The organism is Clostridium senegalense JC122, from assembly GCF_000285575.1.
GTDB lineage: Bacteria > Bacillota > Clostridia > Clostridiales > Clostridiaceae > Clostridium_J > Clostridium_J senegalense.
In genome coordinates this window covers 1,178,419-1,192,951 of the sequence record NZ_HE611050.1, presented here as the reverse complement: position 1 = coordinate 1,192,951, position 14,533 = coordinate 1,178,419, and the positions used below count along the sequence as shown (strand labels likewise).

The window sequence follows — 14,533 nt, the reverse complement described above, 5'->3', positions numbered from 1 at the left end:
ATAATAATACTTTAAATTTACTAAAAAAAGATAATATTATTTATAAAAAGAATTCTATTGAAGCCGGTTACGTAGAAACAAGACAACTTAAAATAGATTCTACTGGACAAGAATATATAATCGTTAATGGTAAATTTTTAACTAATTATTTTGATAGGAGAATTAATTGGGGAATAGTTAACTTTAACGGAACAGTAGAAAATCTTATGCGAAAACTTGTAGAAGATAATTGTATAAACCCTAGTAATATTAATAGAAAAATAAAAAATTTAGAATTAGGGTTATATAACAATTTTAAAGAAATAATTGAGTATCAGAATTCTTATGGGTACATTTTAAATTGTTTAGAAAATATATCTAAAACAAGTGATATAGGATTTGTAAATAGATTAGATATAAAAAATAAAAAAATAATATTTGAATTATATAAAGGTGCAAATAGAACCGTTAACGGTGATATTGCACCTTGTATTTTTAGTAGAGATTTTGAAAATATTTTAGAACAAGGATACTTTGAAAGTAATAATAATTATAAAAACACTTGCTTAATAGCCGGATGTGGTGAAGGATTAGAAAGAAAAATAACAAGCATAGAAACAAATAAAATAGGATTAGACAGATATGAAATGTATATAGATGCTAGAGATATACAAGATACTAAAGAAGTAGAAAAAGAAGATAACGACGGTAATATAACTACGGAACAAATTCCTATACCTTTAGAAGAATATAATAAGTTACTTACACAAAGGGGACAAGAAAAGTTGAAAGAACGTAAGGAAATAGAAACCTTTGAAAGTACGGTAAACTCAAACGGAAACAATGTTTATAAAGTAGATTATGATTTAGGGGATATGGTTACTGTGGTTGATAAAAAATGGGGAATAAAAGTGGATAGCAGAATAACAGAGATAGCAGAGATATATGAAAATGAAAACATTAGTGTTATACCTGTATTTGGAAATAACATTCCAACTCTATTGGATAAAATAAAACAAAAAATAAGTTAAAAAGGTAGTGATATATATATGGAAAAGAGTAGTTTTTTTAATGCTCTATTAGATTCAGAAGGTAATCCGGATAGAGCTTATATGGCAGAGGATTTTGCAAAATATTTTTCTGCTTTTATTGGTAATGGTGTATTTCCTAATCCTAGTAACAACTTGCAAATTTTATCATTAGGTGAAAGTATGAATATTACATTAAGCATAGGAGTAGCTTGGATAAATGGTTATTTATATCAAAATACCGATAAGCTTATATTCCCGATTACAGTTGCTGATGGGGTACTTAATAGAATAGACCGCATAGTTTTAAGACTAGATTTTTTAGAAAGAGAAATAAAATGTTATGTAAAGCAAGGAACTTTTGCAAGTAACCCAGTAGCACCAGATATTTTAAGAAATGCTGATATATATGAATTAGGTTTAGCTGATATTTATATAGGTCATGGAGCTATAAGTATAAATCAAGGTAATATAACAGATTTAAGGCAAAATAAAAACGTGTGCGGGATAGTTCATGGCACTATTGAACAAATAGACGTGACAACGCTATTTAATCAATACACAGAAGGATTTAAAATAAAACAAAATGAATTTGAAACAGAGTTTATGGAATGGTTTAAAAATATACAAAGTGAATTAGATGGCGATATTGCGGCAAATCTATTAAATAAAATATTAAAAAATGAAAGTGATATAAGCAATGCAGTAAATGACATTCAAAAGGTAGAAGGAAATTTAAAAAACTCTTTAATAATAGTTAAAGATATTTCAATTCTTTCAAGTGGGTGGACTTTTAACTCAACATCAAACTTTTATGAGTATAAGATAGCAAATGAAAATATAAATATAAATAGTAGTGTAGATGTAAATATCCATTTAGATTATTTACAGAAAGCAAATAAATTAAAAAGTGTTACAAATAGTATTAATGGGTATGTAGTAATATATTCAAATGAAAAGCTTACGGAAACAATTAAATGTGACATTAGAATATTGAATGAGGTGATATGATGGCAACTGGAAGGGTTAATTTATTTAATAATAATGGTACATCAATTAAAAGTATTCAAGTGGGACAAACCTTAATGTCTCAAAATTCAAGTTCTATAAATTTACCTATAGAAAAAGTTGATATTAATAATTCTATTGTTTTATCTGTACCTTTAAAAGCAACAATTATGTCAGCATCTTGCTGCCTTGGAAGCTTTGTAAATGAACAGACTATAAAATTATATAGGTCAGATAGTAATTATGCTATAGATATTTATTATGAAATAATAGAATTTGAAAATGTAAAAAGCTTTCAAACTATATCATTTTCATTATCATCTAATCTTGTTTTAACATATTCTAAGGAAATTAATGAAGTCGATCCAAATAAATGCTTAGTGTTTTTAAATTATAGAACATATAAAACTGGTGATACTTCAACTTCATATGGCGAAAGTTCTTGGTATTATACTTTAGGAACTAATAATATAAAATTCAATTTTTTAAATAATTATATGGGTAAAAATTGTACTGCATATATAGTTGAATTTAATTAAGGAGGGAACTATTTTGAGATTTATAACACTTGATAAAAATAAAATAGTAATTTCTATAAGATATGGCACTGAGGGAGTTTGTAATGAAATTATTTCAGAGCATGGAGAACTAGGACAACAAATGTTAGAAGATGGTACATTTATAGATATAGAAGAAGATACTAATTCAAATAATGAAATAACAATGGAAGATAAAATAAATTATATATATTATAAACTTCAAGGAGGTATTTTATAATATGACCCAAATGGTTAGAGAACTTTCAAGACTTGTAGAGCTTTCAGTAATTCAAGTAGAGCATATAAAAGATGAAAATATAAGAAATGAAGTTTTAAACTTTTTAAATACTAAAAATTAAATAGGAAAAACGATAGTAAAGACTTATTAATTATAAGCCTTTTTTTATTGTCTTTTAATAATTTTATGATAGAAGGGATAATTAAGATATGAATAATAATTTTATTAAAACTTTAGTAACAACATTAGGGACTTGTTTTACGTGGCTTTTTGGTGCATGGGATACGGCTTTAATAGTTCTAGTAACATTTATATGTTTAGACTATATAACTGGACTAATAAAAGGATATGTCAAAAAAGAGCTTTCTAGTTATATAGGTCTTAAAGGTATAGCAAGAAAAGGAGTTATACTCATTGTATTAATAGCAGCGGTATCATTAGATAGAATTTTGGGTAACGGAAATTGGTTATTTCGAACTTTGATATGTTATTTTTACATTGCTAATGAAGGTTTAAGTCTTTTAGAAAACTGCACACAATTAGGATTACCAACTCCGCCAGTTTTAAAGGACGCATTAATCCAGTTAAAAGAAGGAAATAGAAAAGAAATTAAGGAGGATAATGAATAATGAAAATAGCGGGAAGAAGCGGACATAATCCATTAGCTAGTGGAGCTGATGGATTAGTAAATGAAACGACTGAGGATAGAAAAATATTCTTATCCTCAAAAAAATACTTAGAAAAATATAATACTTTTATAGATTGTTACCCAAACAATATGGTTGGAATAAGTACCGAGTTAATGTGGGGCATAAATAAGGCTAATAATAATGGAGCTGAATTATTCTATTCAGTCCATTTAAACAAAGCATATACAAGCTATAACGGTGCAATAGGTGCTGAAATATGGCTTCACCCAATAGCAAAACAAGAAACTAAAAGTAGAGCTACTGCAATATTAAAAAACCTCCAAACATTAGGTTTTATAAATAGGGGGATTAAATATAGCTCCGAACTTGCAGAGCTTAACTCAACAACTATGGAAGCAATGATAATAGAGTGCTTTTTCTGCGAAGCAACAAAAGATGTTGAATTGTATAATAAACATGGTTCAGATAAAATTGGACTAGCAATTGCAAATGGTATAGATAATAAAATAAATATTGAAAATGAAAATAATGAGGTGGATATAATGAAAAAAATAGTTTTATATGTTGGAGATATGGACGCCATGGCGGGTTTATATGTAGCTCAAAAAAATCAATGTCCTATGATGAAAAAAAGTGACTTTGAATCTAATAAATTTAAAGCTGAAACTATAATAACTATAGGTGGAAAATCTGGATCAAATAGATATACATCTTTAAAAGATGCAGCAGCATTGGTTTAATATAAAATTAATTTTAAAAATCCTAATTAATTTTAAAAAGTTATGTTATTATTAAAATATAAAAATAATAAACGGATATTGCACGGGATTCCATAAATTTTTAAAAGTGGTTACAGAAAAAGGCGGTACAATTAATTTTGTACCGCCTTTTTTAGATTATATATTTGGTTAAGACCCTATACATTAAGTCACCAATAAATGTATAGGGATAAGAATTTATGTTTAAATACATTATATTTAAAAACACTTCTTTTTTTATATCCCCAAATTAATACTTGACATATTTTAACGATATAAAAAATTTTATTTTTATCACATAGTATATATTAAAAAAGGAAAAATGTTATTAAAACACTTTAGAACTAAAATAATAAATTATATGAAAATGATTTTACATAATATATTTTTAAAAATTTAGTTTAGTTTTATAACTAAGATATTACATATAATAAGTAGATAAATTTTAATATATAAATGATTATGATGAATTATGCTAAATTTACTATAAAAATGACAGAAAATAATATGAAAATTTTACATAAAATTACATATTATTTTCACTATTTATGTTATCCTATAATCAGATAAATTTTAAGGGGGTAAAATATTATGGCAAAGAAAAAAATTGTATCATCTTTGATAATATCAGGAATATTAGCAGCTACTATGTTAGGAACACCTAGTATAGCTATGGCAGCATCAACAGAAAACAATCAAAACACTAATGTTGAGGAAGGTTCAATCATACAACCAAGAGAAGCAGGTTCATTTATAGTAACAGCTGATATTGGAGCTAATATTAGAAGTGGTCCAGGAACTAACTACAGTATACTGACTGCTGTACCAAGAGGAACAATTTTATGGAGAATGAATTATGGTCCTACAAATGGTTGGTATAAAGTAAGAACAGATAATGGTAGATATGTTGGCTGGATACATCAAAGTACAGGTTATCCAAATTAATAATATAAATTTATAAAATTTTTATAAAAATATAAAGGGTTACAAGTATAAGTCTATCTTATCAATTGTAGCCCTTTAATAATATTAGAAAGGAATTATATGATTAAAAATTATAAATTAATAGGTTTATTTTTAGTAATATTAATTAATTGTACATTGATAGCTTGTGGGAATAATAAATACAATGTAAATATTAGTAATAAAAAAGTGGATAAAGAAATAACTGCCAAAGAGGTTATAAAAGAAAATAATATAGATACTTTAGATGTTGTAAATAAGTTATGTTCAAATGAAATCCAAAATAGATATTTTGAAGAACAAGGAAATAAATTAGCAGTTGAATATATAAATAATTTATTTTCTGAATTAAAATTAGAATATGTTTTTGGAACATCATATTTGCATGAATTCATATTCGAAAATAAAGATTGTACAACTGATGGTAAAATGATTAGCGAAGAAGTACCACTTAATAATATTGTAGGGAAAATAAGTGGTAAAAATAATAAAACAGCAATAATAATAACAGCTCATATAGATTCATTTGGAAAAGGAGTTTTAGATAATGCGTCAGGTGTATCTGTTACATTAAAAATAGCAGATATCTTAAAAAATAGTTTAAAAGATAATTTACCTAATTATGATATAATTTTTTGTATTACAAATGCCGAAATGCAAAGATTTGTTGGAAGTGAAAACTTTGTAAATGATATAAAAGAAAAATATGAAAATTTATATAATGTAAATATTGATTGTGTTGGATTAAAGACAGGAGGACCACTTGCATTAAAAAATATCAGTAATATCAATGAATCTGAAAATCTTTATGAATCATTAAAAAGTACCTTGAAAGAAAATAATATAGAATTTACGGATACTGTTTCTACTGAAAAAGTTGAAATGACTATGAAAATAAATGACGGAGTAAGTGATTATGTTTCTTTTGAAAAATTAGGAATTCCCAATATTCATATAGCTCAATCTAATATAGCTCCATTGCCAGAAAAACAAGATGATGGTGTAGAAACGTTAGATTATGAAAATTTAAATAAACTTTCAGCTGCATTAGAAAGTTGGATTAGCAAGATTAAATTTGATTAGTTCAAAACAAAGAGTTACAAGTTATAAGTTTATATTATTAATTGCAGCTTGTTAATAATTTTAGAAAAAATATTAATATTTTCTACTTATTTCTATGAAATATTTTTTCTGTATTCTATTCTTGTCAACTAATTAAAAAAATGGTAATCTATAGTGCATACTGAATTCATATATTTTATTGGTACTTAAAGTATAAAAAACTTATATAAACAATTAAGTTAAATTTTACTGGTAAAAAGCTAGTATGGATGATATTAGAATACAATAATTTAATTGAAAAGTTAAATTAAAAAAATGTTATATTTACTAAGGCTAAGACTAAATAATACATTGTATTTAATTATTTAAATTTAAATGTTATATTAATAAGATAAATTTATATAACTTATAATACAATTGTATAGGTGTTATATATAATTAAGCCTAAGTAAGTTTTAAAAAGTAGTTTAGAGAAGAATCTTTAGGATATTTTATTTGCATAAATTATACTTTACGTATAGTGAAATGAATAGTATAGGAATAGAATGTATTAGAGAATGTAAAAGATAGGATTATGGAACTGCTGTAGCATTTAAAGATTTATACGAAAATTTATGGGGATTTAGTGGGATTCAATGAAAATCTCTCAATTCTTAAAAAATTAAATAAATTTGAATTTATAGAATTGGTTTAAATTAATGATTTTAAACTAGTATAAACTAAAGTCTAGCAGATAATCTATCTGCTAGACTTCATATATAAGATAATATATATAGTACGTTAAAGGAATTGGTTTTAAAAAAATTCTAATTGTTACTTATATAATTATATAAATATTGCTACATAAATTTTAATATACATATAACATAGGAAGTAAATTAGGTAAATATCAAGGAAGTTTATTACCTAATTATTAAGATTATATTTGACCACATAATGACCACATTTTATATTGAAAAAGTATTTTTTATATTGAATTATTTATTTTAAATACTTGATATTTTATAAAATTACTTATATTTTATATTAAAATAATTGAGTGGGAATAAAATTAAATAGCCAAAGCATATAGAAGCTTATGTTCTTTATTGATTTAAAGGACGTAAGCTTTTTTTATGTAAAAGTATAATATTTAATTTTTCAACATAAATTAATAAAGTATATAAAAATATACAGATTTTAAAAGTAATTAATTTAGTTGGAGGACTTATGAATAATATAGAAGTAGATTTTTCAAAATGTTATCCTTATCTAAAGAGTGAAGAAATTTTAATTTTTGATAATATGACAAGAGAAATTCATAACATGATGCATAGTAAAAATTGTATAGGAAGTGAATACTTAGGTTGGCTAAATTTACCTAGTGATTTTCCAAAAGATGAAATAAAGAGAATAAAGAATGTAGCTGAAAATATAAAAAAGCATTCCGATGCTTTTATCATAGTAGGAATAGGTGGTTCTTATTTAGGGGCTAGAGCGGTTATTGAAGGATTAACTCATACATTCCATAACAGTTTACCTAAGAGTGAAAGAACGGCACCTAAAATTTATTTTGCAGGTAATAATATTAGCTCCACATATCTTTCAGAAATATTAGATATGGTGGAGCATGTAGATTTTTCTATAAATGTTATATCTAAATCAGGAACAACTACAGAACCAGCTATAGCTTTTAGATTTTTAAAAGATGTGTTAGAAAAAAAATATGGAAAAGATGGCGCAAGAGAAAGAATATTTATAACTACTGATAAGAACAAAGGAGCTATGAGAAAACTTTGTGATGAAGAAGGCTATGAAAATTTTGTAATACCAGATGATATTGGCGGAAGATACTCTGTTCTTACATCAGTAGGATTACTACCTATTGCAGTTGCTGGGATTGATATAGAAGAACTTTTAAAAGGTGCAGAGGATGCAAGTGTTGAATATAACAATTATGATTTAGGAGAAAATAGTTGTTATAGATATGCAATTGCAAGGCATCTATTATATATGAAAGGAAAATTTATAGAAATTATGGCAACATATGAACCTTGTATGAGTTATTTTGGTGAATGGTGGAAGCAATTATTTGGGGAAAGTTTAGGAAAAAACCACACAGGTATATTCCCAGCTACCGTTAATTTTTCTACTGATCTACATTCTATGGGACAATATATACAAGAGGGATTAAGAATATTTTTTGAAACTACGATAAATATAAAAGAAACTAAAAGAGAACTTGTTATATTTAATGATGAAAAAAATATAGATGAGCTTAATTTTCTAGAAGGAAAAACTATCGATTATATAAATAAAAGAGCTATGGAAGGAACAGAACTTGCTCATAATCAAGGTGAAGTACCAAACATAACAATAACAATACCAAAATTATCTCCATATTATGTAGGTTATATGATATACTTTTTTGAAAAGGCATGTTCAGTGTGTGGATACTTAATTGGTGTTAATCCTTTTGACCAACAAGGGGTTGAAAATTATAAAAGTAATATGTTTGCACTTTTAGGTAAGCCTGGATATGAAGATAAAAAAATAGAATTAGAGATGAAATTAGAGGAAATGAATAATGAAAATTTTAGTAGATGCAGATGCATGTCCTGCAAAACAAATCATAGAGAATGTAGCAAAAGAATATGGTAAAGAATTAATTTTTTATTGTGATATAAACCATGTTCTAACGGTAAGTTATGGAGATGTAAAGTATATGGATAGTGGATTTCAAAGTGTAGATATGAAAATTGTAAATGAAGTAAGTGATATGGATATAGTTGTAACACAGGATTATGGTGTAGCAGCTATGGTTCTAGGCAAGAGAGCTTTTGCTATAAGTCCTAAAGGTCACATATATTCAAATGACAATATAGATAAATTACTATTTGAAAGACATATAAGTGGAAAAGTAAGAAGAGGTGGTGGAAAAACTTCTAATCCAAAGAAAAGAAAAGCAGAAGATGATGAAAGGTTATATAAAAACTTGAAAAAATTAGTAGCTAATTCATAATATATATTTTAAAGAGTGACTTTCAATATTGCATAGGAAAATAACTATTAAACAAGTTGAATTTAATAAAAGCACTAAGGGATAAGCATAGCAAATTGTCCAGTTATGCAGACATCCCTTTTGTTATTATAGAGTTACAATGGGCAATAATTTATAAGGTTTATTTGAAACATTAAATTTAATATATTAACCTTATATAGCCCTTTTCTATTTTTTGGAATTATAGTATAATAAAATATAATATGTAAAATATTAATGTTGTATTCAGATAAAGTTTTAAACTCACTGCTATGGGTTTTTATATGCAAATTAAATAAGATAACTTTTCTAAATTTTTAAACAATACTATTTTAGAGGAGAATGTTAAAGTATAAGGGTTGAGGAGGAAAGCTGCTATAATGAACGAAATGAATATTATTACAAACTTAGAAAGTCCTCAAGAAAAAGGCAAAGAAATTACTATTAGAGTAGAAAATCAAATAGAAAAAAACTTAATGTATAAATTTTTAATTGGTAGTGATGGAACTTGGGAAACTATTAAAGATTTTAGTTTAGATAATTATGTTGTTTGGAAACCTATAGTAGATGGAAAATATATAATTATGGTTCAGATAAAAGTTCAAGGCAGCAAAAAATCTTTTGATTATATCTCAAGAACAGACTTTATTATTGGAAAATGTGAAGAAAAACTTATTAAAAATATATATCTAGATAAAGATGATGTAAAGGTAGGGGAAAAAATTACTGTTACAGCAGAAAGTGATTCAGCATCAGTATTATACAGGTATTGGATTAAAGATAATTCTAAATGGACTTTAGTTAAGGATTATACGGTAGATAATAGTTTAACATATACTCCTAAATTTCAAGGTGATATGGAATTACTTGTAGAATGTAAAAGTATATATTCAAGTAATTTATTTGATGATTTTAAATCAATAAAATTTCAAGTAAATCCAATATCTAAGCTAGAAATAACCAATTTAAAATGTTTAAATGAAAGTTTATTGCAAGATGAAGAACTTATTTTTGAAGTTGAAGCAAATCAAGATGAAAGTAGAGTTGTTCTATTTAAATTTTTGCGAATAGATGAGGAAGGCGAAGTATTTTGTCTACAAGATTATTCAACTAAAAGATTACTTAGTTACAAAGAAGTTAAGCATGGAAATTATAAAATACTATGCTTAGCAAAAGATATGTATTCCCCTAATGAATTTGATGATAGGGCGATTATACATTATAAGGTTTATCCATATGAAACAATAAAATTACTTAGTTTCACAACAGATGTAAGTTCTCCACAGGTTACAAAAAGTAATATAACCTTAAAAGCAGTTGCATCTGGAGGAAAAGATTTATTATATAAATTTGTTATTGACGGAAATGAAAGTAAGACAAGTAAGTTTACTAAGGAAAATAGTTTCTTGTGGCAACCTACTAAAGCAGGAAAATATAAGTTAGAAGTATATATTAAAGATAGATCTTTTAATGAGGAATATGAAATAAATGATAGTATATATTTTGAAATAGAAGAGGATTATTTAGATAATATAAAAATAGAAGAAATTATACTTGATAAAAAAAGACAATTGTTGATACACGAACCTATAAATATTAGGACTATTGCAACAGGTGGAGTTAATTTAAAATATAGCTTTATAGTTAAATTAAATGATAAAATAACAGAAAAAATAGACTATAGTAATGAAAACACTGCTTATTTTGCACCAGAACAAATAGGTCAATATGAAATAGAAGTTAGAATAAAAGATGCTAAATCAAAAAGAGAGTATGATGCTCATTCTATATTTTATGTAGATTGTTATGAATATATTCCAGCAAAAATAGATTATGTTTTAGCTGAAATAAAAGAATTTTATTTAATTGGACAACCTATATTTTTGGAATGTATATGTGAGAATACTTTAAATACGCTAATAAAATATGAAATAAAAATAAATAATCATGAGGTTGAAAAAAGTGATTATATAGAAGAAAAGAAATTTAAATTTACTCCTCGTTGTGAGGGAAAATATGTAGTTGATATTATGGCGAAAAATAAATCCAGTAAAGAAGAATATGACCATAAGAAAACTGTTGTATTTAATGTTTTAGATAGTAAACCAATTACAAACTGTAAAATTTATCAAGAAAAAGAAACATTGCGATGTAATGAAAGTATAAATTTTAAAGTTAATTGTGAAGGTGGAAAAGATAGAGTATATGAATTTTATTTAATGGAACAAGGTGAATGGAACTTAATTCAAAGATATAGTAAAAAAGATTATTACACTTTTATACCTTTTAAAAAAGGATTTTATAAGGTGTTAGCATTAGTGAAAAGCAGTAATAAAAAAATTTCTTATGAAGATTATGATTTAATAGAATTTAAAGTTAACGGTTGAAAATAAAAATGATTTTTAGCAACAAGGATATTTTAGTGAAAAATTTATTTTATTTATAATTATAGAAGAAACTGGACTACCAGTTTCTTTAATTTTTAATGAAGTAAAATTTATAATAATGAAGAAATACAAGTAGTATGAAAGAAGTTAAGATGTTCTATAGGGAAACAAGCTCAAATTTAAATTTATTCAATAACTTTAAAGTATTTTTATGTAAAATGTAGTGTTGAATTTTAAGTATTTCGGAGCATGTCTCACTATTTTTGGTATCCAGGTTTTGGAATGGATAATTTTAAAAGTCAACTTGCAACCCTATAGAAGAAAAATTAAAATTAAAAAGTATTTTATAGGAAAAGCTTAATTAAGTTGATAGTATACACGATAATTTAAAGTATAGAGAATGTTTAAATTAAAATTTTTTTAGTTAGTGGGGTGAATAATTTGGCAACGAATGGAGTTGGCGGTGTTCAACAACAAAACATGGATAATATGTTACAAGTGATGATGATGACAAAAATGATGCAGGGTGGTGGAGAAGAAGGTGGTCAAAGCTATAACATGGTATTTGCAAGCCTTTTAAATGCTATGGCAGAAAAAAGTGCAAGAGAAAATAGTTATCAAAATCAAATTAATAATGACTTTACAAATATAACAGAGATGATATTAAGACCAGATTTAGCGATGAATAATATTAATAGTAGCACAACTAGTAATGTAAAAGTAAGTGAGGAACTTATTAGTGATAATCCAGAAATTGAGAACGCTATAAAAACTGCTTCTAAAAAATATGGAGTAGATGAAAAACTCATAAGAACAATAATAAAAATAGAATCTAACTTTGATCCTAACGTTAAATCTTGGGCTGGTGCTATGGGGCTTATGCAATTAATGCCAGAAAATGTTAGTCATTATGGTGTTACAAATCCATATGATATAAGTGAAAACATTGATGCAGGAACTCGACACATAAAAGATTATTTAAATATGTATGATGGGAATCTTAAAATGGCATTGGCAGCATATAACTGTGGACCTGGAACTATGCAAAAAAGAGGGGTAAGTAGCATGTCTGATTTTAATAATTTACCATTAGAAACTCAAAATTACATAAATAAAGTTGGTAAATATTTATAAGTAAATTTTAGACTAATATTTAAAAGTATTAGTCTTTTTTTATTTTAATTATAGTTAAGAATTGAGGAGGAAATTGGAGCTTAGTTAGTTAAGAGTTAATAGTTAAAAGTTAAATAATTCAGCTTGAAACTGGACTGCTAGTTTCTTTAAATTTAAGGGGGGAAATTCTAGGTTAGGTTTTATAAAACTAACTAAAGCTAAATTTAAGGTTTACAGCCGTAACAAGAAGGACAGGCGTGCCAAAGTATATTTTCCATAAGCTATTTTTACAGTGAAATCGAAAGATTATCAATAAAATCTAAAGCAATCAAAGCCGGTCCTTAAGATAGTTAATAGTTAAAAATTAAGAGTTAGTAAATATAATTTGAATTTAGTTATATAAATTGGTAGAATCTAAACTTAGTGATGAATTTTTATAAAAGATTATTTAATTAAAAAATTTTAGAATTGAAATTTAGGATAAAAATATATTTTAATTATTTTAGAGTATGGTAGAGTTAAATTAAGAGTCAACTTGGAACCCTATACAAACTTGTATTTAAATTTATTCAATAACTTAAAAATATTTTTATACAGAATTAAGTGTTGAATTTAGGTGCTTGCGAGCATATCTCATTATTTTAGGTATTCAAGTTTTGGAATGAATGATTTTTCAAGTTAACTTAAAACCTATATTATTTTTATTATAAGGTAAGTTATAATTATTTATAAATATAGGAATAATTAAAATTGCAGTTTTAGTGCACAATAAAGAAAGGTGATAAGTTTATGGAAAGATTAGATAAAATAATAGCAAATTTAGGATATGGAACAAGAAAAGAGGTAAAAATTCTTTGCAAAAAAGGAGAAGTATTAGTTAATGGTGAACTTGTAAAAGATAGTGGATTAAAGGTAGATCCAGATAAAGATATTATACAAGTTAGTGGAGAAACTTTAAACTATAGAGAGTTTATATATTTATTAATGAACAAGCCGGATGGTGTCGTTAGTGCTACCTTTGATAATTATGATGAAACAGTTATAGATTTGCTAGATGAAGAATATAAGGCATTTGAACCATTCCCAGTTGGAAGACTTGATAAAGATACTGTAGGATTATTACTTATAACAAATGATGGAGAATTAAATCACAAGCTTATAACTCCTAAAAATCACGTGGATAAAGTTTATTACGCTGAAATTGATAAGGAAGTAACCGATGAGGATATAAAAAAATTTGAAAATAGAATAACTTTAGATGATGGTTATCTATGTATGCCTGCTAAGTTAAACATATTAGAAGCAGGTGAAGATGGTTCTTGTGTAGAGATTACAATTCAAGAAGGAAAGTTTCATCAAGTAAAAAGGATGTTTGAGGCTGTAGGTAAATCTGTAATTTACTTAAGAAGAATAAGCTTTGGACCATTAAAAATAGATGAAAGTATAGAAGAAGGAGAATATAGAGAATTAACTGAAGAGGAAATAACTATATTAAAGAACCTTTAAAGTGTAAGAAAAATATGTAATAATATGTCATATGAATTAATAAAACATTAACAAAAAATACATAGAAAGAAAATTATTAATGTAATAAACAGTAAAATTTTAAAAAAAATGTGGAAATAAATAAAAAAAGTGATTTTTTCAAATTTTTTTACAAATTTACTTGAATAAAATATTAAAAAAGACTATAATGTAATTGCAAAATAAATAAAGAGATATATAGCCCCCTTTTTATTTATTTATAACAGCCCAACCCCAAGGGATGTTATGTATTTATTATATGTCA

General features: G+C 25.6%; 13 protein-coding genes. All 13 read left to right on the top strand.

Annotated features, from left to right (window positions below; all coding sequences use genetic code 11):
- Positions 1 to 1,010 (top strand): siphovirus ReqiPepy6 Gp37-like family protein (locus tag CSGHG_RS20035; protein WP_010293527.1); only part of this gene is annotated, 1,010 nt, incomplete at its 5' end.
- A gap of 18 nt (positions 1,011 to 1,028) precedes the next feature.
- Positions 1,029 to 2,018 (top strand): hypothetical protein, encoded by a 990-nt coding sequence (locus tag CSGHG_RS20030; RefSeq protein WP_010293526.1) that lies wholly within the window; start codon positions 1,029 to 1,031, stop codon positions 2,016 to 2,018.
- Entirely contained in the window at positions 2,015 to 2,554 is a 540-nt protein-coding gene (locus CSGHG_RS06220; protein WP_207635858.1) for a hypothetical protein, read from the top strand. Before CSGHG_RS20030 ends, CSGHG_RS06220 begins: the two co-directional genes overlap by 4 nt.
- Positions 2,555 to 2,567: 13 nt before the next feature.
- Positions 2,568 to 2,792, top strand: coding sequence for a hypothetical protein (locus CSGHG_RS06215; RefSeq protein WP_010293523.1), 225 nt, complete (start codon positions 2,568 to 2,570; stop codon positions 2,790 to 2,792).
- 209 nt (positions 2,793 to 3,001) lie between these two features.
- On the top strand, positions 3,002 to 3,421 hold the full coding sequence (locus CSGHG_RS06205) for a phage holin family protein (RefSeq protein WP_010293521.1): 420 nt from the start codon (positions 3,002 to 3,004) through the stop codon (positions 3,419 to 3,421).
- On the top strand, positions 3,421 to 4,182 hold the full coding sequence (locus tag CSGHG_RS20025; protein ID WP_010293519.1) for an N-acetylmuramoyl-L-alanine amidase: 762 nt from the start codon (positions 3,421 to 3,423) through the stop codon (positions 4,180 to 4,182). Before CSGHG_RS06205 ends, CSGHG_RS20025 begins: the two co-directional genes overlap by 1 nt.
- A 609-nt stretch (positions 4,183 to 4,791) precedes the next feature.
- The gene (locus CSGHG_RS06195; protein WP_010293517.1) at positions 4,792 to 5,145 is read left to right on the top strand and encodes an SH3 domain-containing protein; all 354 of its coding nucleotides are present in this window, start codon (positions 4,792 to 4,794) and stop codon (positions 5,143 to 5,145) included.
- Positions 5,146 to 5,244: 99 nt separating this feature from the next.
- Complete coding sequence (locus tag CSGHG_RS06190) at positions 5,245 to 6,246, top strand: M28 family metallopeptidase (RefSeq protein WP_010293516.1); 1,002 nt, start codon at positions 5,245 to 5,247, stop codon at positions 6,244 to 6,246.
- 1,188 nt (positions 6,247 to 7,434) lie between these two features.
- On the top strand, positions 7,435 to 8,865 hold the full coding sequence (locus tag CSGHG_RS06185) for a glucose-6-phosphate isomerase (protein ID WP_010293515.1): 1,431 nt from the start codon (positions 7,435 to 7,437) through the stop codon (positions 8,863 to 8,865).
- Positions 8,792 to 9,226, top strand: a complete 435-nt coding sequence (locus CSGHG_RS06180) for a YaiI/YqxD family protein (protein WP_010293514.1) — start codon at positions 8,792 to 8,794, stop codon at positions 9,224 to 9,226. Before CSGHG_RS06185 ends, CSGHG_RS06180 begins: the two co-directional genes overlap by 74 nt.
- A gap of 398 nt (positions 9,227 to 9,624) precedes the next feature.
- The gene (locus CSGHG_RS06175) at positions 9,625 to 11,631 is read left to right on the top strand and encodes a triple tyrosine motif-containing protein (protein ID WP_010293513.1); all 2,007 of its coding nucleotides are present in this window, start codon (positions 9,625 to 9,627) and stop codon (positions 11,629 to 11,631) included.
- Positions 11,632 to 12,072: 441 nt separating this feature from the next.
- Complete coding sequence (locus tag CSGHG_RS06170; protein ID WP_010293512.1) at positions 12,073 to 12,765, top strand: lytic transglycosylase domain-containing protein; 693 nt, start codon at positions 12,073 to 12,075, stop codon at positions 12,763 to 12,765.
- Positions 12,766 to 13,533: 768 nt separating this feature from the next.
- The gene (locus CSGHG_RS06165; RefSeq protein ID WP_010293509.1) at positions 13,534 to 14,250 is read left to right on the top strand and encodes a pseudouridine synthase; all 717 of its coding nucleotides are present in this window, start codon (positions 13,534 to 13,536) and stop codon (positions 14,248 to 14,250) included.
- The last annotated feature ends 283 nt before the right edge of the window (positions 14,251 to 14,533 follow it).